The sequence below is a fragment of the Acinetobacter sp. ANC 5378 genome (genome assembly GCF_013004315.1).
Classification (GTDB): Bacteria; Pseudomonadota; Gammaproteobacteria; order Pseudomonadales; family Moraxellaceae; genus Acinetobacter.
In genome coordinates this window covers 141805-166003 of the sequence record NZ_JABERK010000005.1, presented here as the reverse complement: position 1 = coordinate 166003, position 24199 = coordinate 141805, and the positions used below count along the sequence as shown (strand labels likewise).

At 42.6% G+C, this 24199-nt stretch carries 22 protein-coding genes; 14 read left to right on the top strand and 8 right to left on the bottom strand.

Annotation, left to right across the window (positions count from 1 at the left end; all coding sequences use genetic code 11):
- Nucleotides 1-61: 61 nt before the first annotated feature.
- From HLH16_RS01545 to HLH16_RS01535, 3 genes are all read right to left on the bottom strand, one after another.
- Complete coding sequence (locus HLH16_RS01545; protein WP_171527961.1) at nt 62-1381, bottom strand: DcaP family trimeric outer membrane transporter; 1320 nt, start codon at nt 1379-1381, stop codon at nt 62-64.
- Between the two features lie 108 nt (nt 1382-1489).
- Entirely contained in the window at nt 1490-2863 is a 1374-nt protein-coding gene (locus tag HLH16_RS01540; protein WP_171527960.1) for an MFS transporter, read from the bottom strand.
- A gap of 336 nt (nt 2864-3199) precedes the next feature.
- Complete coding sequence (locus HLH16_RS01535) at nt 3200-4114, bottom strand: LysR family transcriptional regulator (RefSeq protein WP_171527959.1); 915 nt, start codon at nt 4112-4114, stop codon at nt 3200-3202.
- Between the two features lie 115 nt (nt 4115-4229).
- On the opposite strand from HLH16_RS01535, the gene HLH16_RS01530 reads away from it, so the two are divergent.
- The 13 genes from HLH16_RS01530 (at nt 4230) to HLH16_RS01470 (ending at nt 16372) form a co-directional block, all read left to right on the top strand.
- Nucleotides 4230-5339, top strand: coding sequence for a muconate/chloromuconate family cycloisomerase (locus HLH16_RS01530; protein ID WP_131287148.1), 1110 nt, complete (start codon nt 4230-4232; stop codon nt 5337-5339).
- A gap of 15 nt (nt 5340-5354) precedes the next feature.
- Nucleotides 5355-5645, top strand: coding sequence for a muconolactone Delta-isomerase (catC, locus tag HLH16_RS01525; RefSeq protein WP_067722604.1), 291 nt, complete (start codon nt 5355-5357; stop codon nt 5643-5645).
- A 150-nt stretch (nt 5646-5795) separates the two neighbouring features.
- Complete coding sequence (gene catA, locus HLH16_RS01520) at nt 5796-6716, top strand: catechol 1,2-dioxygenase (RefSeq protein WP_131287150.1); 921 nt, start codon at nt 5796-5798, stop codon at nt 6714-6716.
- Between the two features lie 81 nt (nt 6717-6797).
- Nucleotides 6798-8183, top strand: a complete 1386-nt coding sequence (gene benA / locus HLH16_RS01515; RefSeq protein WP_171527958.1) for a benzoate 1,2-dioxygenase large subunit — start codon at nt 6798-6800, stop codon at nt 8181-8183.
- Entirely contained in the window at nt 8180-8671 is a 492-nt protein-coding gene (gene benB / locus HLH16_RS01510; RefSeq protein WP_086193257.1) for a benzoate 1,2-dioxygenase small subunit, read from the top strand. The genes benA and benB overlap by 4 nt, the downstream gene beginning before the upstream one ends.
- A gap of 89 nt (nt 8672-8760) precedes the next feature.
- Nucleotides 8761-9777, top strand: a complete 1017-nt coding sequence (benC, locus tag HLH16_RS01505; protein ID WP_171527957.1) for a benzoate 1,2-dioxygenase electron transfer component BenC — start codon at nt 8761-8763, stop codon at nt 9775-9777.
- 27 nt (nt 9778-9804) lie between these two features.
- The gene (gene benD, locus HLH16_RS01500) at nt 9805-10590 is read left to right on the top strand and encodes a benzoate diol dehydrogenase BenD (protein WP_131287154.1); all 786 of its coding nucleotides are present in this window, start codon (nt 9805-9807) and stop codon (nt 10588-10590) included.
- A 60-nt stretch (nt 10591-10650) separates the two neighbouring features.
- Complete coding sequence (benE, locus tag HLH16_RS01495) at nt 10651-11871, top strand: benzoate/H(+) symporter BenE (RefSeq protein WP_171527956.1); 1221 nt, start codon at nt 10651-10653, stop codon at nt 11869-11871.
- 27 nt (nt 11872-11898) lie between these two features.
- Nucleotides 11899-12570 (top strand): 3-oxoacid CoA-transferase subunit A, encoded by a 672-nt coding sequence (locus HLH16_RS01490; RefSeq protein ID WP_171527955.1) that lies wholly within the window; start codon nt 11899-11901, stop codon nt 12568-12570.
- Between the two features lie 21 nt (nt 12571-12591).
- Nucleotides 12592-13245, top strand: a complete 654-nt coding sequence (locus HLH16_RS01485; RefSeq protein WP_171527954.1) for a 3-oxoacid CoA-transferase subunit B — start codon at nt 12592-12594, stop codon at nt 13243-13245.
- Nucleotides 13246-13416: 171 nt separating this feature from the next.
- Nucleotides 13417-14622, top strand: coding sequence for a 3-oxoadipyl-CoA thiolase (pcaF, locus tag HLH16_RS01480; protein ID WP_171527953.1), 1206 nt, complete (start codon nt 13417-13419; stop codon nt 14620-14622).
- Between the two features lie 107 nt (nt 14623-14729).
- Entirely contained in the window at nt 14730-15509 is a 780-nt protein-coding gene (pcaD, locus tag HLH16_RS01475) for a 3-oxoadipate enol-lactonase (protein ID WP_067722621.1), read from the top strand.
- Between the two features lie 146 nt (nt 15510-15655).
- Nucleotides 15656-16372 carry an SIR2 family NAD-dependent protein deacylase gene (locus HLH16_RS01470; protein ID WP_171527952.1) on the top strand — a complete coding sequence of 239 codons (717 nt, stop codon included), beginning with the start codon at nt 15656-15658 and terminating at the stop codon, nt 16370-16372.
- Nucleotides 16373-16541: 169 nt separating this feature from the next.
- Here HLH16_RS01470 and HLH16_RS01465 read toward each other — a convergent pair whose 3' ends face one another.
- The 4 genes from HLH16_RS01465 to HLH16_RS01450 form a co-directional block, all read right to left on the bottom strand.
- On the bottom strand, nt 16542-16880 hold the full coding sequence (locus HLH16_RS01465; protein WP_171527951.1) for a hypothetical protein: 339 nt from the start codon (nt 16878-16880) through the stop codon (nt 16542-16544).
- Between the two features lie 203 nt (nt 16881-17083).
- The gene (gene scpC / locus HLH16_RS01460) at nt 17084-18583 is read right to left on the bottom strand and encodes a succinyl-CoA:acetate CoA-transferase ScpC (protein WP_171527950.1); all 1500 of its coding nucleotides are present in this window, start codon (nt 18581-18583) and stop codon (nt 17084-17086) included.
- Nucleotides 18584-18713: 130 nt separating this feature from the next.
- Nucleotides 18714-19883 (bottom strand): thiolase family protein, encoded by a 1170-nt coding sequence (locus HLH16_RS01455; protein WP_171527949.1) that lies wholly within the window; start codon nt 19881-19883, stop codon nt 18714-18716.
- Between the two features lie 103 nt (nt 19884-19986).
- A complete protein-coding gene (locus tag HLH16_RS01450) occupies nt 19987-21768 on the bottom strand; it encodes an acyl-CoA dehydrogenase C-terminal domain-containing protein (RefSeq protein WP_171527948.1) in 1782 nt (593 codons plus the stop codon).
- Nucleotides 21769-22406: 638 nt separating this feature from the next.
- Here HLH16_RS01450 and HLH16_RS01445 point away from each other — a divergent pair.
- Nucleotides 22407-23015 carry a TetR/AcrR family transcriptional regulator gene (locus HLH16_RS01445; protein WP_131287174.1) on the top strand — a complete coding sequence of 203 codons (609 nt, stop codon included), beginning with the start codon at nt 22407-22409 and terminating at the stop codon, nt 23013-23015.
- A 44-nt stretch (nt 23016-23059) separates the two neighbouring features.
- On the opposite strand, the gene HLH16_RS01440 is transcribed toward HLH16_RS01445, so the two are convergent.
- On the bottom strand, nt 23060-23995 hold the full coding sequence (locus tag HLH16_RS01440; RefSeq protein ID WP_171527947.1) for a LysR family transcriptional regulator: 936 nt from the start codon (nt 23993-23995) through the stop codon (nt 23060-23062).
- Between the last annotated feature and the right edge of the window lie 204 nt (nt 23996-24199).

Genomic DNA, 24199 nt, shown 5'->3' with positions numbered 1-24199 from the left:
GATTCATATAAAAAAGCCTCCATTTGAAAATAGAGGCTTTTTTATTAATAGTTATAGAAAATTAAAAGTTATAGATCGCTACCATATTAATTCGATTGTCTTCACCTGTTTTACCACCAGTGGTTGCTGCTTCTAAAGCTGTACGCTCACCATAGACATATTCCAGACCAAAACTTAGAGGCTTGGTTGGACTATAGAATACATTAGCCCATGCTTGCCATAAGTCTTTATTGGCTCTGGTAGCATTTGATTCTGCTTCAGTAGCCGGTGTTGAGGCGATAAGTGCATCAATATAGTTTTGATCTTTATCAAAAGTCATATAACCATATCCCAAAGTACCGCGTAGTTTTTCATTAAACTGTTGGGTCAAACCGACAGTAATCGAATCAAACTCACTTTGTAACAGATCACCATTTGCGGCTTTAACCACACCACTATTGGTAAAGGAAACAAAACTGCTGTCGCCTTTGACATGGTAATAATCAGCTTTTAGGGTTGTTCCCGGCACCACATCATACTTGGCACCTAGGCCTACACCCCATGCCATTTCTTCATCAGAATTAACACGTTTTTCATGACCCATGGCACGTGCACTGATGTTGAAATTATCAGCAAACTGATGGTTTAATCGTGCCGTTAATGCAGGAAAACGCTGTGTGCTTAACTTATCTTTCGGATCTTCAGCCGCTAATACCAAATTGGTTTGTGGACTAAATTTGCTGGTATAACGCACTTGTGGTGTCCGTTTCACAGCACCACCAACGAAAGCCAAGGCATCAATGGTTTCAGGCATATAATCCGGTACTGCAAAGTTTGACCAGGTTTGCCCCATCAGCCAGTTACCATAATTCACATAGGCGTGACGGATACGCAAATTATCAAGGTTGGCTCCACCCAGGAAGTCAACTTCAATTTTACCCTTCACCTCTTGCTCAGCAGCCTGAGTTTTAAAATCCAGACCTAAACGCGTTGCAGATAAAGTCGATCTGAAACGATCACTATTCCCAGCAGTACCTTCCAGTGGCACGCTATTGATCTGGTTATATGGCATATCCACACCACCACCTTCAGCCTGATAGGATGCATCTGCACGGACATTACCATACAGATTAAACTCTGCACCTTTGGCAGTTTTCAGTACAGGGGTTGCTGTAGCCACAGGCGCTGGGCGTTGAACTGCTGCAATAGCAGTTGCAGTCTGTACTGTCTGTACTTTTTGCTGTTCAACAAGGTTACGTAAAGCTTGAACTTCCTGTCTGAGCTGTTCAATTTCTTTTTGCTGTTGGGTTTGGGCTTGGGCCGCTACGCTGACTCCACCTAGACTTAGGGCAATCATGCTCATCATGAGCGTACGTTTCATTGTCGGTTGCGTGGTGTTCATCCTAAACTCACTTGTTATTGTTCGATCAAATATTAGCAATAGATTTTCACTACTGCGATGGCAATCTATTTCACTTAGACTATGGTCTTTATTGAAAATGATAAGAAATTATTGGGTTACTTTTCGCGTAATTGGTTTAGGTTCAACCTCATGCGCTGTAAGGGATTGACCATCGACAGACGCTTTTAAATTAACCAGATAAATGGCCACGGCAGCAATAATTCCAGGAATAGCGATGGCCAAAAAATTTATTTGATGAGGTAATTCAAAAGTGAGCAAGGTGCCAGTTAAGACAGGTCCAACAATGGCACCAATTCGTCCAATTCCTGATGCCCAGCCCATACCTGTTGAGCGAACTGCAGTTGGGTAAAATTGTGCAACAAAGGTATAAAGCAGAATTTGTGAGCCGATGGTTGCTGCGCCAGCAATGGCAATCAGAACATATAGCACCGCTTGTGGGCTGTTAAAACCAAGCAAGATTAAAGCAATCGCACCCACAGTAAACATAATGCTCAGTACCGGTTTTAAATGGAATTTATCTGCAAGTACTCCGCCACCAATTGCACCGATCATGCCGCCAATATTCAGGGCAAACAGGAACATTAAACTTGCACCCAATGAATAACCAGCCTGAATCATCAGTTTTGGTAACCAGCTACCTAATGCATAAACCATAAGTAGACACATAAAGAAGGCTGCCCAAAACATTAAGGTACTGAACATACGGCCTTGCTGAAATAACGCGCGTAATGGAGCATCATCACCCACAGTCGGTTCATTCAGAACAAAAGTCGTTTGTGGACCAATCTCTTGTTCAGGTGCAATTTTTTTCACAATTACACGCGTCTTTTCTGTTTCACCCTTTTTGGTCAAAAACATTAGGGATTCTGGGAGAAATTTCCAAATTAAAGGCAAGGTAAATAAAGGAATACTGGCGATATAGAACATGATTTTCCAGCCATGATCCGCAACTAGCCACGCACCCAAGAGTGCTGAAGCCATACCACCAATGGCATAACCACTAAACATAATGGCAACCAAGGTGCTGCGAATACGTTTAGGTGCATATTCTGTCATCAGCGCAACCACGTTTGGCATGACTCCGCCAATACCCAGTCCTGCCAAGAATCTTAAAATTCCAAATTCAGTCGGTGTGGTTGCAAATGCGCCCATGAAAGTAAAACCGCTAAAAATGGCAATACAGATCATGATGGTTTTTTTGCGACCCAGTTTGTCTGAGAGTGTGCCAAAACTCATGGCACCAAACATCATGCCGAACAAAGCAGTACTGGCCAGTAATCCAGCTTGTACTGAACTGAGTGCCCACTCCTGCATTAAAATTGGTAATACGACGCCGTAAATGACTAAATCATAACCGTCGAAAATAATAATCATTAAACACCAAATCAGGACTCCCCAATGAAAAGGGGTAAATTTGGCTTCATCCACTAAAGTATTTATGTTCAGTTTATTGGTATTCACTTTGCGCTCCTGCATATGAATCTTTAGATTTGTGGCAACAATGCAGCAAAGCGTTTTTTTTGTCCAAAACCGATTACATATATATTCATACCTTAAAAGTTAGACGAGTGGGATTAAAAACGAAAACAATACTTTATAGATATCTAAAAACTGGATTCTGCCGGTTGTGAGATTTTATTTTCTCTATTGAGCTTTATTTTTCTGAAAAAAATATGCCTACTGATCAAATATAGACAACTTGATCGGTAGGCATATTTCAAAAATCACGGTCTGATTTGCAGATGACAAGGCTAAAAATTAAGGCTAAAAACTGTAGCGAGATGAGACCTTGGTCTGTTAAATCACGGCACGATCATAAACAATCGCTTCAAGGTCATAAACCTGATAAATACAATCAAATAATGAGCGGATATCTTCACTTTCATCCATGCTGCGTATCGCCAGAAAAATAGGACTCACAGCAGCATCATCGAGTAAAGGAATATAATGCAAATGCGATAACTGAATGGTTCTAGCGCTTTCAGGAACAACGCAAATCCCTTCACCTGCTGCAACCAGTCCCAAAGCCAGCTGAATTTCACGTACCTCTTTTAAACTTTTTGGATCGAGACTGTATTCCGAAAAAAGCGATCGGACTTGCGTAGAAAAGTTAGGTTTGGGGTGACTTGGGTATAAGAACAGGTTCTCATCCACAATATCGGTCAGAAAGACGCCTTTCTTTTGCGAGGCAAGTGGATGACTGGCATGCACCGCGACCATTAAAGGCTCTTCGCGTAAAAGGATTCGTCTAACTGCAGGATCCGAAATTCGTAGTCGACCAAAGCCTACATCAATCCGCCCTTCCTTGAGCGCCTGAATTTGATCTTTGGTGCTCATTTCAATCAGTTCAATTTTTAAATGGGGTTGTTGCTGACGAAATAAATACACTATTTTCGGTAATAAACCATAAAGTAGAGAACCGACAAAACCCAAAGTTACAGTTTTTTCGACCATTCCCACACGCTGGGTCATAGCCTTGATTTCTTCGGCATTAGACAAAAGTTTAACAGCATGTTGATAGAAGAACTGCCCCGCTTCAGTGGTTAGTAATGGTCGACTTCCACGCTCAAAAAGCTGTATACCCAGCTCAGCTTCAAGGTTTTGTATCTGACGGCTTAAAGGAGGCTGAGCAATAAACAGTTTTTCAGCCGCTTTGGTGAAACTTTGTTCTTCCACCACAGCAACAAAGTATCGTAAATGTCTTAGTTCCATAATCAACCATACCTTTAAAGCATAATAAAATGCAAATTTAATCTTAGACAGCAAATGTTTATTCTTTTAAGGTATACCACATGAGATAGACAAAGCAAGATTGGGAAGCTTAAAGATGTACAAATCCATAGAAACGTTGCTTGTTGAAATTCCAACCATCCGTCCGCACAAGATGGCTGTGGCAACCATGCAAACCCAAACATTAGTGTTGGTAAAAGTCACCACTGAAGATGGTTTCATCGGTTGGGGCGAAGCGACCACGATTGGTGGATTGGGATATGGCGATGAAAGTCCGGAAAGCGTTAAAACCAATATTGAAACATATTTTGCACCGTTACTGAAATCACTTTCAGGTCTGAATGTCGCTCAAACGATTAAAACCCTTAAACGCAATATCAACGGTAACCGTTTTGCTAAATGTGCCATTCAAACTGCACTACTGGATATTCAGGCACAACGCTTAGGTTTACCGTTAAGCGAAATCCTCGGTGGCCGTCTGCGTGATAGCGTGCCAGTACTTTGGGTACTTGCTTCAGGTGATACTGAGAAAGACATTGCTGAAGCGAAAAAAATGATTGAGCTGAAACGTCATAACGTATTCAAACTCAAAATCGGTTCACGTCCTGTAGAAGACGATGTTGCCCATGTTTTAGCAATCAAGAAAGCTTTGGGTTCAGACATCTCGATTCGTGTCGATGTCAATCGTGCCTGGTCAGAACTTGAAGCGGTTAAAGGTATTCAGTTATTGCAAGATGGCGGTGTCGACCTGATTGAACAACCATGTGCAATTGAAAATCTGGATGCAATGCAGCGTTTAACCCGTCGCTTTGATATTGCCATTATGGCGGATGAATCATTATACGGTCCGCAGAGTGCTTATCAGATTGCCCGTAACAACGGTGCATCAGTATTTGCAGTAAAAATTGCCCAGTCAGGTGGTCTGATTGAAGGTTGTGAAGTTGGGAAAATTGCCAAACTTGCAGGCATTGATCTGTACGGTGGCACCATGCTTGAAGGACCAGTCGGTACGATTGCTTCAGCGCATGTATTCTCAACTTTCGAAAGCTTGGCCTATGGCACAGAGTTATTTGGCCCACTGCTATTGACTGAAGAAATTTTAAAAACACCGCTTCAATATCAAAACTATGAGTTGGTTTTACCAACTGTACCAGGTTTAGGTATCGAACTGGATTTAGACAAAATTGACAACTTACGTCGTCAGTAATTGAAGGAGTTAGACATGCTTTTCCAAGTACGCATGGATGTAAATATTCCGCTAGATATGCCAACTGAACAAGCCAACCAGATTAAAGCGGTTGAAAAAGCTTATTCACATGATTTACAGCGTCAAGGTAAATGGCGTCATATCTGGCGCATTACGGGTCAGTACTCAAACATCAGTATCTTTGATGTCGAGAGCAACGAAGAACTACACAATATTTTACAAGGTCTTCCTCTATATCCGTATATGAATATTGAAGTGATGCCATTAAACCGCCATCCTTCTTCTATTCATGAAGACGACCGCTAAGTTTTAAACATGCAAGATGGCGAACTTCTTCTCCATCTGCGCAAAAGCAGCATTCAAAGGGTAATTAAACAAGGATTGTGGCAGCCAGTGATCTCAAAACAAACACTGAGAAACTAGCCACCCAAAACCATACTTCCAAGGAGTAACAAAATGGATCGTCAAACGATTGAAAATGTAGTTAAAGCTTGTAACGTGGACACTTCTGAAGGTCCAGTAAATGCACGCGTACAACAAGTACTGGTACGTTTAGTTACAGATTTATTCCAAGCGATTGAAGACTTAGATTTAAGCCAATCAGAAGTTTGGAAAGGTATTGAAACTATTATCGACATTGCAAAAGCAGATGAGTTTGCATTGATGGGTTCTGCAGTAGGTCTTGAACATTTCCTTGACTTACGTGCTGATGAAGCAGATGTAAAAGCAGGTTTAACTGGTGGTACGCCACGTACGATCGAAGGTCCACTTTATGTTGCAGGTGCACCTGAATCAACTGGTTTTGCACGTATGGACGATGGTTCTGAAGAAGGCAAAATCCCGACGCTTATCATCGACGGTACAGTAACGGATACTGATGGCAACATCATTCCGGGTGCTAAAGTTGAAGTATGGCATGCAAACAGCCACGGCAACTATTCATTCTTTGATAAGTCACAAAGCCACTTTAACCTACGTCGCTCAATCTTGACAGACGAAAAAGGTCAATACACTGCGCTTACTACTATGCCTGTAGGTTATGGCTTAAACCCTGAAGGTCCACTTCAAGGCGTATTAAACCAGATCTCTCGTCATGGTCAACGCCCTGCTCACGTGCACTATTTCATCTCTGCACCGGGCTTCCGTAAATTAACGACCCAGTTCAACATCGAAGGCGACAAATACCTTTGGGATGACTTCGCATTCGGTACACGTGAAGGTTTGGTTGCAGAAGCTGTTGATGTTACTGATGAAGCTGAAATCGCGCGTCGTGGCTTGAAAGGTCCTTTCAAACACATTCAATTCAACGTCGTTCTTCAACACGATAAAGAAGGTGCACCTTCTACTGAAGTTGAACGTCGCCGCGCAAGCGCTTAATAAGCTCATGATAAGGAACCGAGATGTCAATTTCATGACATTTCGGGGACTTACCCAAATTTGGAAAGTCGGAGAACGGACATGCCACGTATTCCTGTAATTAACACCAGCCATCTCGATCGCATTGATGAATTACTTGTTGAAAACTATGAAACAGGTGAATTCAAACTTCATCGTTCAGTATTCACAGATCAAGCCTTATTCGATTTAGAGATGAAATATATCTTTGAAGGCAATTGGGTTTACCTGGCACATGAAAGCCAAATTCCGAATAATAACGATTTCTATACCACTTATATTGGCCGTCAACCAATCATCATTGCACGTAACCGTGCAGGTGAATTGAATGCCATGATTAATGCCTGTTCACACCGTGGCGCACAATTGTGTCGCAACAAGAAAGGCAATAAAGCGACCTATACCTGCCCATTCCACGGTTGGACATTTAACAACTCGGGTAAATTGTTAAAAGTTAAAGATCCTTCTGATGCAGGCTATTCAGACTGCTTTAACAAAGATGGTTCTCATGACTTGAAAAAAGTTGCCCGTTTTGAAAGCTATAAAGGTTTCTTGTTTGGCAGCTTAAACCCAGATGTTCCATCGCTAGAAGAATACCTTGGCGAAGCGACTAAAATCATGGACATGATTGTAGGTCAGTCTGATCAAGGTCTTGAAGTTTTACGTGGTGCTTCTACCTACACTTATGAAGGTAACTGGAAGTTAACTGCTGAAAATGGTGCCGATGGTTACCATGTGTCTGCAGTACACTGGAACTATGCTGCAACGACTCAGCAACGTAAAGAAAAAGAAGCTGGTGATAACATTCGTGCCATGAGTGCGGGTTCTTGGGGTAAACAAGGCGGTGGTTCTTACGGTTTCGACAATGGTCACATGTTACTTTGGACCCAATGGGCGAACCCTGAAGACCGTCCAAACTTCGCTAAAGCAGAGGAATATACCGAGAAATTCGGTGCTGCAATGGCGAAATGGATGATCGAGCGTTCTCGTAACCTGTGTATTTATCCAAACGTCTATTTCATGGATCAGTTCGGTTCACAAATTCGTGTACTTCGCCCGTTATCTCCAAGCAAAACTGAAGTGACCATTTACTGTATCGCCCCTGTGGGTGAAGACAAGGAAGCGCGTTCACGCCGTATTCGTCAGTATGAAGACTTCTTTAATGCTTCAGGTATGGCAACTCCAGATGACTTGGAAGAATTCCGTGCATGTCAAGCTGGTTATGCCGGTATTGCGCTTGAATGGAATGATATGAGCCGTGGTGCAAAACACTGGATTCAAGGTCCAGATGATGCAGCCAATGAAATTGGTTTGAAACCAAAACTTTCAGGAATTAAAACTGAAGACGAAGGTTTGTATCTTGCTCAGCATGAACACTGGTTACATCTGATGAAAGACGCGATTACTTCTGAAAAAGAACTTGCTGCAACTGAAGGAGAAAACGCATGAGCGCGATTACTTTAGAAAAAATTGCTCAATTCCTCTACAAAGAAGCTCGTTTTCTGGATGATGAACAATGGGATGACTGGTTACAGTGCTATGCCCCATCAGCAGAATTCTGGATGCCATCTTGGGATGATGATGACAAACTGACTACAGATCCTCAGTCTGAAATCTCTTTGATTTATTACCCTGACCGTCAAGGTTTAGAAGACCGCGTGTTCCGTATCAAGACTGAACGTTCTTCTGCAACCATGCCGGATACCCGTACCAGTCACAACATTTGCAATATTGAAATTGTTGAGCAAAACGGTGATCAAGTAACTGTGCGTTTTAACTGGAATACTTTGAGTTTCCGTTATAAAACCAATTACAGCTACTTCGGTATGTCACGTTATGTGATTGATTGCTCAAGCGAGCAGTTCAAAATCTTGAACAAATACGTGGTTCTCAAAAATGATTACATCAATCAAGTGATTGATGTGTATCACCTCTAAGACTGCTCCCACAGACGAAAAAACCTTTCAGCCAGATGGAAAATTGGCTGAAAGGTCCAGATTTAAAGATTTATATAGGATATTCAGCCATGTCAAACCACAATGTTGCACTTCAATTTGAAGATGGCGTTACACGTTTTATTTCTGTTTCAGACGGAGAAACCCTGTCAGACGCAGCTTACCGTCAAAAGATCAATATTCCTTTGGACTGCCGTGACGGTGCATGTGGAACGTGCCGTGCGTTTTGTGAATCAGGTTCATATGACATGCCTGAAGAAACTTATATTGAAGATGCATTAACTCCTGAAGAAGCAGCTGAAGGCTACATCCTAGCTTGTCAGTGTAAACCGACTTCAGACGCAGTATTCCAGATTCAAGCGTCATCAGAAGTTTGTAAAACTGAAATTCATGAATTCCAGGGTACTTTGGCTCGTGTAGAAAATTTATCTGACTCGACCATCACCTTTGACATCCAGTTAGACGAAGGTCAGCCGGATATTCATTTCCTTGCTGGTCAATATGTCAATGTGGGTATTCCGGGAACTACTGAAACCCGTTCTTATTCTTTCAGCTCTAAACCGGGTAACCGTTTAACCAGTTTTGTGGTACGTAACGTACCAAACGGCAAAATGAGCGAATTTTTAAGTGCCAATGCCAAAACTGGCGACAAAATGACCTTCGCGGGTCCATTTGGTAGTTTCTACTTACGTCCAGTGACTCGTCCTGTGTTAATGCTTGCAGGTGGTACGGGTATTGCACCATTTATGTCAATGTTGCAAGTGCTTGAAGAAAAAGGTTCAGAACATCCAGTACGTTTAGTTTTTGGTGTAACCAATGACTTTGACTTGGTGGCCATTGAAAAACTGAATGAACTGCAAGAGAAATTCCCGTGGTTCGAATACCGCACAGTGATTGCTAACCCAGAATCTGCACATGAGCGTAAAGGTTATGTGACAAGTCATATTGAAAATGACTGGTTAAATGCAGGCGATGTTGATATTTATCTATGTGGCCCTGTAATGATGGTAGAAGCCGTGCGTGGCTGGTTAGAGGCTGAAGGCGTTAAACCTGCAAGCTTCTTATTTGAAAAATTCTCTGCAAACTAAGTTTAAGAGACTGAGCCGGAGAATAAAATGAATCGTGCAAAAAGATTTGAAAATAAAGTTGTGATCGTAACCGGTGCCGCTCAAGGCATCGGTCGCGGTGTCGCGCTGCAAGTTGCCAGCGAAGGCGCACAAGTCGTTATGGCTGACCTCTCCCCATATGTGGAAGAAGTGCTGGCTGAAATTGAAGCCACTGGTGGCGATGCGATTACCGTCAAAGCCAATCTGGAAACTTTTGCCGGTGCCCAGTCAGTCGTTGAAAAAGCATTGGACACTTATGGCCGTGTTGACGCATTGATCAACAACGTGGGTGGTGCAATCTGGATGAAACCTTTCGAAGAATTTTCTGAAGAGGAAATTATCAAGGAAGTGAATCGTTCATTGTTCCCGACCCTGTGGTGTTGCCGTGCAGTGTTACCTGAAATGATTAAAAATCAAAAAGGTACTATAGTTAACGTTTCATCTATTGCAACACGTGGTATCAACCGTGTGCCTTACTCTGCTTCTAAAGGTGGCGTAAATGGTTTAACGGCTGCCCTCGCCTTTGAACATGCCAAAGATGGTATCCGTGTCAATGCGGTGGCAACTGGTGGTACAGAAGCGCCACCACGTAAAGTGCCACGCAATGCTAATCCTCTGACCGAGTCAGAAAAAGAATGGATGCAACAAGTCGTGGATCAAACCATTGACCGTACTTTCTTGGGGCGCTACGGCACCATTCAAGAACAGGTGAATGCGATTGTATTCCTGGCTTCAGATGAATCTTCATATATGACAGGAACTGTGGTTCCTGTAGGTGGTGGTGATCAGGGTTAAACCTGATCTCATCAAAATTCAACAGGATCATTGAAATCTAAGCATGGAGGCAATAGCGCAATGACAACCCTGTTACAAACATTAAAAGATGACTGGTCCATTTCAGCCACGGTCGCAGGATTTTTGGCCGTGCTGATCTCCTATTCAGGTCCACTCATCATTTTTTTCCAGGCTGCCCAAAAAGCGCAAGTCTCCAGTGCCATGATGATTTCGTGGATTTGGGGAATTTCAATTGGTGCAGCAGTTGCCGGTATTTTTCTTTCGATTAAATACAAAGTTCCCGTGATTACCGCATGGTCTGCACCGGGAACGGCATTATTGGTGACCTTGTTCCCCAATATTTCATTGAATGAAGCCATCGCCGCATACATCACTTCTGCTGTGGTGATTTTTTTGATTGGAATTACCGGTTATTTTGACAAGTTATTGAAATGGATTCCCCAAGATGTCGCAGCTGGCATGATGGCCGGAATCCTTTTTCAGTTTGGTCTGGGACTGTTTACTGCAACTAATACCATGCCGATGATTGTTTTTGGCATGCTGATGGTGTTTCTCATTGCAAAGCGTTTAGTGCCACGTTATGCCATGGTTTGGGTGCTTGTTTCAGGTGTAGTTCTGAGTCTGGTTTTAGGCAAGATGAATCCGGTTGATGTCCATTTCACCCTCGCCATTCCGCAATTGATTGCCCCTGAATGGAGCTGGAATTCAACCCTGAATTTAGCCATTCCGCTGATTCTGGTCAGTCTTTCCGGTCAGTTTTTACCGGGTATGGCCATCATGAAACTCAGTGGTTATGACACTCCGGCTAAACCGATTATCACGGTAACCAGTATTGCATCCTTGGCAGTCGCTTGTGTCGGTGGGATTACCATCGTTCTGGCCTCGATCACGGCTGCTTTATGTATGGGTAAAGATGCACATGAACTGAAAGACAAACGTTATATCGCCGGAATCGCCAACGGTATTTTTTACATTTTAGGCGGTTTATTTGCCGGCAGTATTGTCATGTTGTTCAGCTTACTGCCTAAAGAACTGGTCGCTGCATTAGCAGGCCTTGCTTTACTGGGTGCGATTGCAACCAATATTTCTGTCGCGATGAAAAATGAATCTTATCGAGATGCAGCTCTCATCACCTTTTTAGCCACTGCCTCAGGCATGCATTTTTTAGGGCTCAGTTCCGTATTTTGGGGTATTTGTATCGGTATCATTGCGCATTTAGTTTTAAATAAACGTGAACCGAATAGCACTGCTCTCCCTTCAACTCAAAGCTCTAAAAGTTAATGGGCAAATGATTGTCTAGGAAACATTATGATTGATAAAAGCTCCGCTTCACTGACTGAAGCACTTTCCCAAATTAAAGATGGTGCAACCATCATGATTGGTGGTTTCGGTACGGCTGGACAACCGGCTGAACTGATTGATGGCTTGATTGAATTGGGTGTGAAAGACCTGATCATCGTCAACAACAATGCCGGTAATGGCGATTACGGTTTGGCTAAACTGTTAAAAACCGGTGCGGTACGCAAAATCATCTGCTCTTTCCCTCGTCAGTCAGATTCCTATGTATTCGATGAAATCTATCGTGCCGGCAAAATTGAACTGGAACTGGTACCGCAAGGCAACCTGGCTTGCCGTATTCAGGCTGCAGGTATGGGCTTAGGTCCAATCTACACCCCAACCGGTTTTGGTACGTTGCTAGCTGAAGGCAAACCGACCCTGAACTATGAAGGCAAAGACTTTGTGCTGGAAAACCCGATCAAGGCTGACTTTGCCTTGATTAAAGCGCATAAAGGCGACCGCTGGGGCAATCTGGTATACCGTAAATCGGCACGTAACTTTGGCCCGATTATGGCCATGGCAGCCGATGTCACCATTGCCCAGGTTTCTGAAGTGGTTGAACTGGGCGCACTTGATCCAGAGCACATCATCACCCCGGGGATTTTTGTTCAACACGTGGTTGCAGTAAAACCTGCACAGTAATTGGCATTGGAGTATTAAAAGATGAGTTATACCAAATTAAGCCGTGACCAGATTGCTGAACGTGTGGCACAAGACATTCCTGATGGTGCTTATGTGAACCTCGGAATCGGCTTACCGACCAAGATTTCCAGCTACCTGCCTTCAGACAAAGACGTGTTTTTACATTCTGAAAATGGTTTATTGGCCTTTGGTCCTCCTCCTGCTGAAGAAGACCGTGATCCAGAGTTAATTAATGCCGGTAAAGAATTTGTCACCTTGCTTGAAGGTGGTTCATTCTTCCATCATGGTGATTCCTTCGCCATGATGCGTGGTGGTCACCTGGATATTGCTGTGCTTGGAGCATTCCAGGTCGCTGAAAATGGTGACCTGGCCAACTGGCATACCGGTGCACCTGATGCGATTCCTGCAGTGGGCGGTGCGATGGACTTGGCTGTTGGTGCAAAAAAAGTCTTTATCACTACAGACCACGTGACTAAAAAAGGCGAGCCAAAAATCGTCGCTGAGTTATCTTACCCTGCGACTGGCTTGAAATGTGTCGACCGCATTTACACCGACCTCTGCGTGATTGATGTCACCCCTGAAGGTATGAAAGTGATTGAGAAAGTTGAAGGTCTGTCATTTGAAGAATTGCAGTCATTGACTGGTGCCAAACTGATTGATGCGACTCAAGGCTAATACACTTTAAATAAAATTTTAAATCCCCCTAATTCCCCCTGAGAGACTTAAGCATTGCTTTAAGTCGATGTGCAAGAAAAGGAGACTTTATACCCAAGCGCAAATCATTTTGAAGCTGGGTAAGTCTCCCTCCTTTTCAGGAGGGATTAAGGGAGCTAAAAGGATTACACAATGAAAAACGCATATATCGTAGATGCCATCCGTACCCCATTCGGCCGTTATGCCGGTGGTCTGGCTCCTGTTCGTGCCGATGACCTGGGTGCACTTCCAATCAAAGCCTTGATGGAACGTAACCCGTCAGTGAACTGGGAACAGGTTGATGACGTAATTTATGGCTGTGCCAATCAGGCCGGCGAAGATAACCGTAACGTTGGTCGTATGTCATCTCTGCTTGCAGGTCTGCCTTATCAGGTGCCTGCAACGACGGTCAACCGTTTATGTGGTTCATCACTGGATGCTGTAGCAATCGCTGCACGTGCCATTAAAGCTGGTGAAGCCAATCTGATTATTGCCGGCGGTGTGGAATCCATGAGCCGTGCGCCCTTGGTGATGGGTAAATCGGAAACTGCCTTTGGTCGTAGTCAAAAACTTGAAGACACCACCATGGGCTGGCGTTTTATTAATCCAAAACTGAAAGAAATGTATGGTGTCGAAACCATGCCGCAAACTGCTGAAAATGTGGCTGCACAGTTCAACATTAGCCGTGCAGACCAAGACCAGTTCGCTTTCTCCAGTCAGCAGCGCACAGCAGCAGCACAAGCAAAAGGTTTCTTTGCCAACGAAATCGTGCCTGTGGTGATTCCACAACGTAAAGGCGAACCCGTTGTAGTGGATACTGATGAACATCCACGTGCTTCAACAACATTAGAAGCTTTAACCAAGCTGAAACCGGTGGTGAAAGCCGAAGGTACGGTGACGGCAGGTAATGCTTCCGGGATTAACGATGGTGCAGCAGCCCTGCTGATTGCTTCGGATGATGCTGTAGCACAGTATGGCTTAAAACCACGTGCCAAAATTATTGGCGCAACGGTGGTGGGCGTTGAACCTCGCATCATGGGCTTTGGTCCTGCACCTGCGATTAAAAAGCTGTTGAAACAAACCGGTTTGACTTTAGAGCAGATGGATGTCATTGAGCTGAATGAAGCCTTTTCTGCTCAAGCCTTGGCGGTAACCCGTGACCTAGGTTTAGAAGATGGTTCAACCAAAGTCAACCCGAATGGTGGCGCGATTGCTCTGGGTCATCCCCTCGGTGCATCGGGTGCACGTCTGGTGACGACTGCTTTAAACCAGCTGGAACAAACGGGTGGCAAGTATGGCCTTTGTTCAATGTGTATTGGTGTTGGTCAAGGTATTGCCTTGATTATTGAACGCGTTTAAAAAATAGAATCCTTCAAAAACCTTTCCTTGCTGTGCTTTTTTTTATAGCCATATTTAAATTTTGTACAGCAAGGATTGAGGAAGGATAAGTAATAAAAGGAATATCTATGCCAACTTTTAGCTCGAATGGTGCTGAAATCAATTACCAAACCTTTGGTAATGTGACTAAACCTGCGATCATTTTTTCAAATTCGCTTGGGACGAATTATGCAATGTGGCAACCTCAAATTGATCATTTTAAAGATGATTTTTTTGTGATTTGTTATGACACACGCGGTCATGGTGCATCATCAGCTCCACAAGGTCCCTATACCCTTGAGCAATTGGGTCAAGACGTAGTGAACCTGCTTGATCATCTTAATATTGAAAAAGCTGTTTTTTGTGGTATTTCAATGGGTGGCTTAACGGGTCAATGGCTTGCCGTTCACAAGGCCAAACGTTTTAACCAAATCATTGTCTGCAATACTGCAGCGAAAATTGGTCAAGAACAAGCGTGGAATGAACGCGCAGCACTGGTACGTGAGCAAGGTTTACAGCCGATCGCTTCAACTGCAGCTGGGCGTTGGTTTACGGATAAATTTATTCAAAGCAATGCAGCAGAAGTTGAGAAGTTGCAAAACAGCTTGGCAGCTGGTAGCGCCGAAGGTTACGCAAGTTGCTGTGAAGCTTTGGCAAAAGCAGATTTACGTGAACAGTTAGAAGAAATTCGTGTACCGGTACTGGTTATTGCAGGTCAAAAAGATCCTGTGACCACAGTTTCAGACGGTCAATATATGGTCAATCATATTAAAAATAGCGCGTTATTTGAAATTAATGCCTCGCATATTTCAAATATTGAATGTCCAAACGAGTTCAATCAGGCTGTTCAGCAGTTTATTGCTCAATAGAAAAATAACACAATTAGCCCTCACAAATTTGTGGGGGCTTTTTTTATAGCGGCTCAAAAGTAAAATTGCAGTGCTCTATAAAACCTATAAAAACCTGAATAATTTATGATACGTTTGTTTAAATCAAAAACAAAGAACTGAAAAAAATGCCAAAAATCGTGATCTTTTCCGGTGCAGGAATGAGTGCAGAAAGTGGAATCAATACATTTCGTGATCATGATGGGCTCTGGGAAAACCACAAGATTGAAGATGTCGCGACACCCGAAGCATGGCAAAGAAATCCGCAACTGGTGCAACGCTTTTATAATGCACGACGCAAAAGTGTTTTGGAAACACAGCCCAATTTAGCACATCAACTCATTGCCAAAATTCAAGACTTTGCAGAGTGTTATGTGATTACCCAAAATATAGATGACTTACATGAACGTGCTGGAAACCGGCATGTTTTACATTTACATGGCAATATTCGCTTGGCCAAAAGCTCTGCGCCTGGTGCCCAGTATTCTGAGACTTTCTATCCGATCCAAGGCTGGGAATTAAACCTGGAACGAGATAAATGTCCGCAAGGCTATCCGCTGCGTCCGCATGTGGTCTGGTTTGGCGAAGCGGTTCCGGCTTATGAACACGCCATGCAACTAGTTCAAGATGCCGATATTTTTATCGTGATCGGATCCAGTCTGGTGGTTTACCCAGTTGCCGGACTGATCCATGAAATACCTGAAAGCTGTGAAGCGTATTATATTGACCCTAAAGCCGATCACCTTCGAGTACCGCAGCAATATCATTTGATTCCCCAAACAGCAACTCAAGGTATGCAAAGCCTGTTTAGCCAGCTTGAAGAAAGATTTTCCAATAAAAGCTAAAATGAGAGAATTTTGTCCTTCAATCTCTGCCCGATTGAAACGAGATATCATTCAGGTCATTCAACTCAACAAAAGATTTGGCAGCATTATTCCATTTTATCAGTTAAAAAAGATGTCATGAACAATACCCTTTCATGACATCTTCTGTATTAATACATTGCTGCAATGATTATTTTGCTTTTTTATAAATTGAGCCTGAACCCACCAAATTTCCGGTTTTCTCGTCAATCGCAAAATCAACCACACCGGCACCTGCATTCACCTCAAGTAAACCATTCTTGCTGACTGAGGCAGGAACAGGATTTTTCTTTTCCGTTTTACCGGTTGCTTTGTCTTTTAATGTATTGGTAATGAAATAATTGTCACCATTTTTGCTAATCTCGAGTGAATTTTCAAGTTTTGGATTTTCTAGGGTATTTTTCCAAGTGCCCTGATAATCTGGTGCTTTGGCACAAGCAGTTAATAGAAGTAATAACGTGATTCCTGAAAAATATTGAATATATTTCAAAATGTTGACCTTGAGTATTGCAAAGCGGTCATTATAGAAAAAACAATCTTTCGGTTAAGCGGGTTCTTGTTGGCAAACCGTTTCAGCAGTACGGCATCTGTTTTGCTTTCGTCATTTTTTGAAATTTATATCCACATTTCATTCATAAAAATGAGAAAACCCATCATTTGATGGGTTTTCTCATATTCTAGCTAGACGTGATCTTATGCAGTTTTTTGCATGCTACCTGTTTCTTCAAATTTTGCATGCCAAGACAAAGCTTCTTGCAAAATATGCGGCGTGTGTCCGCCCTTTGCACAAGCACGGTCAAAATAGTCGTTTAAAGCTTCGCAATAGCTTGGATGTGCACAGCAGTCAATAATTTTACGGGCACGTTCACGCGGTGCCAAGCCACGCAAATCTGCCAGACCTTGCTCTGTCACCAATACATCAATGTCATGTTCAGTATGATCGGTATGACTGACCATTGGAACCACCGATGAAATTGCACCACCTTTAGCAATCGACTTGGTCACAAAAATTGCAATATGCGCATGACGAGTAAAGTCGCCTGAACCGCCAATTCCGTTCATCATTTTGGTACCGGTGACATGGGTCGAATTTACGTTGCCGTAGATATCAAACTCAAGTGCCGTGTTAATCGCAATAATCCCTAAACGGCGGATGATTTCAGGATTATTGGAAATTTCTTGCGGACGTAGCACAATCTTGTCTTTGTATTGTTCAAAGTTGCTCATGACACGCTTGGCACAAGCGTCAGAAAGCGTCATTGAACAACCTGAAGCAAAGGTCATTTTTCCAGAATCAATCAAGTCGAAAGTACAGTCCTGTAAGACTTCCGAGTACATTTCCAGATGATGGAAGTTTGAATGCTCAAAGCCCGAAAAGACTGCGTTGGCAATTGAACCCACACCTGACTGTAATGGACCTAGATTTGCCGGCAAGCGCCCTGCTGCCACTTCATTCTCAAAGAATTGAATCAGGTGTTGGGCAATCGACAAGGTGTCGCTATCGGGTTCATCCATATTGAAGGATGTATCAGGAATATCATTCAGTACAATCGCGGAAATCTTTTCCGGACTCACCTGAATGCCGATTGTACCTATACGATCGCCGGCGTGAATCAAGGGAATCGGTGCACGGTTTGGACGGGCTTTGGGCACATAAATATCATGCACACCTTCAAGTACAGGATTGATTGTATTATCAATTTCGATAATGACATGATCAGCCATTTCAATAAAGTTAGCCGAGTTACCGCATGAACCTGTTGGAATAATCTGACCATCTTCTGTAATGGCAGTTGCTGCAATGACAGCCACATTAATACGCGGTAAATTATGATGACGAATGTTATCTGCCATTTCAGACAGATGCTGATCGATATACATCACTTCGCCGGCGTTAATGGATTTACGCAAGCCCGGATCGGCTTGATAGGGATAACGACGTTGAATGGCATGCGCTTCATTTAAACGGCCATCAATTTTATTGCCTAAACTTGCACCAGTTGCCAGGGTGATTTTTAAAGGATGTTGCTGAGCATAATCAGCCAAAGCCAAAGGGACTGTTTTGGCTTCACCGGCACCACCAAAACCACTTAAACCCACTACAGCACCGTCTTGAATCAATTCAATCGCTTGTTGAGCAGACATTATTTTGTCGCGAAGGGAGACTAAGCGAATGCGTTCTAAACCATTCATAATAAAAATCTCAAAAAATACACATATTGTTTACCACCATCCCAGCACGCTGAAATGGTGGCTTTTATTGCTTATCGCATCTGTTCGTTATTGATGTTCTTAATAGCAATGTTTTTTTAATAAATAGAGTTTAGATCAGTTCAACCGCAACCGCAGTCGCTTCACCACCACCAATACATAAACTGGCAATCCCTTTCTTGCCACCAGTACGTTTTAACGCGTGAATCAAGGTCACAATAATACGTGAACCCGATGAACCCAGTGGATGTCCGAGTGCACACGCACCACCGTTCACATTGACCTTGGCTTCGTCTAAATTGAAAGCATCCATAGCCGCCATGGTCACCATCGCGAAGGCTTCATTAATTTCCCAAAGATCAACTTCTGCAGCAGTCCAGCCAGTTTGCTTTAAGACTTTCTCAATTGCGCCTACGGGAGCAATACTGAATTCAGAAGGATGCTGAGAATGGCTGGCATAAGCGAGAACTTTAGCAACGGGTTCAAGTCCACGTTCAGCTGCAATTTCTTCCGAAGTAATCACCAATGCAGATGCACCATCGCTGATTGAGCTGGAGTTTGCCGCTGTAATGGTGCCATCTTTTTTAAACGCTGGACGTAAAGTCGGAATTTTGTCTGCTTTGGCATTCAGTGGTTGCTCATCTTGCTCAACCACCACATCGCCCTTACGGCTCGATACGGTTACAGGCGCAATTTCAGCCTTGAAATAACCATTATTAATGGCAGTCACGGCTTTATTTAAAGAGCTGATCGCAAAAGCATCTTGTTGCTCGCGGGTATAGCCTTTTTTATCTGCCATTTCTTGTGCAAGGATGCCCATAGAAAGACCGGTTTCTGCATCTTCCAGACCTTCCTGGAACATGTGGTCTGTGGTTTTACCATGTCCCATACGGTAACCGCTACGTGCTTTTTCCAGTAAATATGGTGCATTACTCATGGATTCCATACCACCGGCAACCACAATTTGTGCAGAACCGGCTTTAACAGCATCGGCAGCTTGCATCACCGCTTTCATACCCGAACCACAAATTTTGTTGATGGTGGTCGCACCGGTAGAATCAGGTAAGCCTGCCTGGCGCATGGCTTGACGTGCCGGACCTTGCTTTAAACCCGCAGGTAAAACACAGCCAAAAATCACTTCATCAATATCTGTAGGCTGTAAGCCTGAACGTGCCACCACTTCTTTAATGACCACTGCGCCTAAATCGGGTGCGGTACATGCAGAAAGTGCACCTTGAAAACCACCCATCGCTGTACGTACACCATTCACAATAACAATCATTTTTTCCATCCTAATTTATAAATTTTGTTGTTTGATATGAGCAGAAGACCCTGCCCATATCATTTCCTTTTATGCAAGTAGAGGTTAAACCCAAGTGCTGAGCTTAAGATTGAGCAGTAAAGTAATCTTCTGGCAATTGCATCATCAAGTTTGAACCGGCTTTAATTTGGGCAATATGTGCAGTTAAGCCAGGTAACACTTTCTCTGCAAAGTACTGCGCCAAAATAAGTTTGTTTTGATAGAACGCTTCTGTTTTAACTTGAGCCGCCTGCGAAATTTTCGCAAACATATAGCTGAAGCTAAGTAAGCCCACAGCATGCAAGTAATTTACCGCAACACCATTGGCAAAATCAGCTGCGCCTTTCGCCTGCTCCAAAATGAACTGGGTAATCGCTTCCACTTCGGTACACGCGTTTACAGTCGCGGCTTTAATCGCCAGTGAATCATCCAGTGTAGCGACAAATTCACGAATTTCAGTGATATATTCAGCCATATTCGCACCATTGTTGCGAATGGTTTTACGACCGATTAAATCCTGCGCCTGCACACCGTTAGTGCCTTCATAAATCTGTGAGATCCGCAGGTCACGAACGCACTGTTCCATGCCCCATTCACGGATATAACCATGACCACCAAACACCATTTGTGAATCAAGTACAGCATTCAATGCCGTATCGGTTAAATAGGCTTTGGCAATTGGGGTTAACAACGCCACACGGTCATTGGCTTTTTTAACCGCTTCAGCATCACTCGAAAATTTGGTGATATCCAGTTGCTGACCGACATAGACCGCAAATGCACGCGATGCTTCATTGTTAGCACGACCGTTAAGCAACATACGACGCACATCACCGTGTACCAGAATCGAATCGGCTGGTTTCTCTGGTGATTTCACCCCTGTTGCACTGCGGCCTTGTAGACGGTCTGTCGCATATTGCGCCGCATTCTGATAGGCAAACTCAGATGCGCCTAAACCTTGAATCCCCATAGACAGACGTTCATAGTTCATCATTACGAACATGGCTGCCAGACCTTCATTTTCTTTACCCACAAGAAAACCTTTCGCAGCATCAAAGTTCAACACGCAAGTTGCAGAACCTTTAATCCCCATCTTGTGTTCAATCGAACCGGCACCCATGCTATTGCGTTCGCCCAATGAACCATCTTCATTCACGAGGAATTTCGGCACGATGAATAACGAAATACCGCGTGAACCTGCAGGTGCATCCGGTGTTTTAGCCAGTACCAGATGAATAATGTTTTCTGATAGGTCATGCTCACCACTGGTAATGAAAATTTTGGTTCCGCTAATGTCATAAGAACCATCTTCATTGCGTTCAGCTTTGGTTTTAATAATGCCTAAATCAGTCCCTGCATGCGGTTCAGTCAGACACATGGTGCCTGACCATTCTCCAGTATAAATTTTAGGTAGATAGGTTTGTTTTTGCTCTTGAGAGGCGTAGTTGTTCAATGCCATGCCTGCGCCCACAGAAAGTAGCGGGTAAAGCATAAACGAGGGATTGGTCGCCCAAATCATCTCATCGGCAAGCACCGTCAGCATTTTCGGCATGCCTTGGCCGCCCCATTCTTCTTCCGCACCCAAGCCAATCCAGCCGCCTTCTGCATATTGTTTAAATGCTTCTTTAAAACCTTTAGGCGTAGTCACAACACCATTGCTAAATTGAGCACCGCCTTCTTCATCACTTGAGCGGTTTAAATCCAGAATCACATTTTTAGAAAATTTTGCCATTTCTTCTAAAATGGCATTGGCCGTTGCCATGTCAATGTGGGCTAAGTCGTCATTGCCTTGCCAAAAATCTTCAGCCTTAAATACATCATTTAAAATAAAATCCATGTCTTTAAGAGGTGCGTTATAAATAGGCATATTGCTTTCCTTGGGTGAAGACTTCACATTGAATATTGAAGTGCTTTTTTAAGTTGTAAGAACCTAAACTGAAAATAACGAGCTTTATTTCAACCCATATATATTTAAATAAAATTTGGGCGTTCAAACCGGCTTTCAATATCCATCAGGAGAAATGGCATTGAGCTAAAATCCAGTTTGAAGGACAGCCCCATAAGGGTTTAAGAGTTAAAATGTGTTCATCATCTGATGTTCACTCGAATGTTTGCTGAATAAAACATCTTTTCTGTAATTGACTTTGAATTGAACGATTCATCCTAAAACCTAATCTTTAAATATACGGTTGAAATACTGTTTGATCAGCACATTATTCTGTTTGCGTTTAATCGGTGATTTCACGTTTCAGCGCAAAAAGACAATAAAATAATTATGGATCAATTGGAATTTTATTGGCGATTATTGACCTCTCAGGTTCTCATTTATTGACTTTTAATTTTCGCTATGCAATTGAGAGCTATCAAATTCAGAATAGGGTTAAATATAAATATCTATTTTAAATATTAATTTTTACCCATACCCGACAATGGTGGAATGGTCATCACGATTTTATGGGTATATGTTGAAGGCGCTTTTTTTAATGTCTGCTTGGGACGATTGCAATGAATACAGTACGCCAACAAAATTTTCTATTACGTAAAGAGAAAATTTTAGCCATGGCAGAAACGCTGTTGCTGGATAACAATCAGGATATTACGCTTGGAGAGTTAGCCTCTGAACTGGATATTGCCAAAGGTACAATTTATAAGCATTTTAAAAGCAAGAATCAGCTGTATTTAGAATTGATTATCTTGAATGAAAAAAGACTGTTAGAAATTTCAAAGAAATATAAAAATAATATTAAAACCTATGTCTCCCAGTACATGCTTTACAACATGTTAAATTCCAACCGCACGATTTTATTACATGTGATTGAAGACCGGTTAACCAATAATGAAAGAAAATTAAAAGAATTATTTGAAGAATTATATCAAGTCCGTGAAGAACGGATTATTGAAATCAAAGACATGACCGATGAATATTTAAAATCATTAGATAGCGCCATGTCGATTCGCGATTATTTATCTTATATCTGGACGGTGACTTATGGTGCCTCGTTATTACTCAATTCCACCCATTATCAAAAATCCATTGGTTCACGTGAACGCTTAATCAAGCTGTATATTAATCAGGCGCTCATGACTCCGGATAAAATTTCTTCGGTGGATTAATTCGGTAAGTTACTAATAATCCATGATTGAGCTGGGGGTTCTGATTAGTGATGAATGATTCCATGAGCTGAACCATCGAGTTCATTCATTTGACTGAATAATTCATGACACATCTGACGCAGCCATTGATGGCTGGTTTTATGATGACAAGACATATGCCAATATTGTTTAACCGCATAGGTGGGAAAGGTAATCGGTGCTTCAAAAATTTGTAAATTCCCACGCGACAATAAGACCTCACTTAAATAATAAGGCACTGTCGCAATTGCATCGGTTTCCTGAACCACCAGCCCGACCCCTAAATAGCTCGGTAAACGCATCAAGATATTACGTTTTAATTCTAAATTTAACAGCTCATTTTCAATATGGTAATGCCCCATGCCTGCATCAATATCAATATGCTGTTCACTAATATATTGTTCCGTGCTTAAACGGTTTCCACTCAGCCTTGGATGATCCTTGGAAGCAATCACCACATAATATTGCTCAAATAATTTTTGCTGATAAAAACCGTTTTCCAGATTCGGTAAAAAACCAATGGCTAAATCAATTTCCCCATTGGCCATTTGATAACTGGTTTCAGAAGTAATCGCACGCACATTCAAGCGAATATGGGAGGCATGTTGTTTTAAATACTGGGAAATTTTAGGCAATAACACCAAATGCGACACATCGGTCATGGCAATGGTAAATTTTTGCTGCGAGGTCGACTGATCAAAATTAATGGTGAAATTGTTAATGATCTCAACCTTACTCAGCGCCTCACTCACCAAGGGGAAAAGCTGTTTGGACAGTTCGGTCGGCACCATCTCGTTGCCAATTCTTAAAAAAAGCGGATCGTTATAATGCTGACGGATTTTATTCAGGATATTACTGACCGTCGGCTGGCTCATCGCCAGATATTCAGCTGCAACTGAAACACTTTTATATTTATAGATATAAAGAAAAACACTGAGTAATTTACAGTCAAGTTCAAACACGAATCAAAATCCCTGATCTTCTATTTTTAAAACTGCTATATCATCTGCTTTTTTCGACCTATTTCCAATGTTCATTTATATCGAATATGGCATGCAATTGTAATTAAATTGATACTTGATCATATACGCGTGACTAAGAATTAAATATTTTTTATTTATGAATCAAGCTCTAAACTGTATATCTTTTCGTCTAAGGCTTCGGTA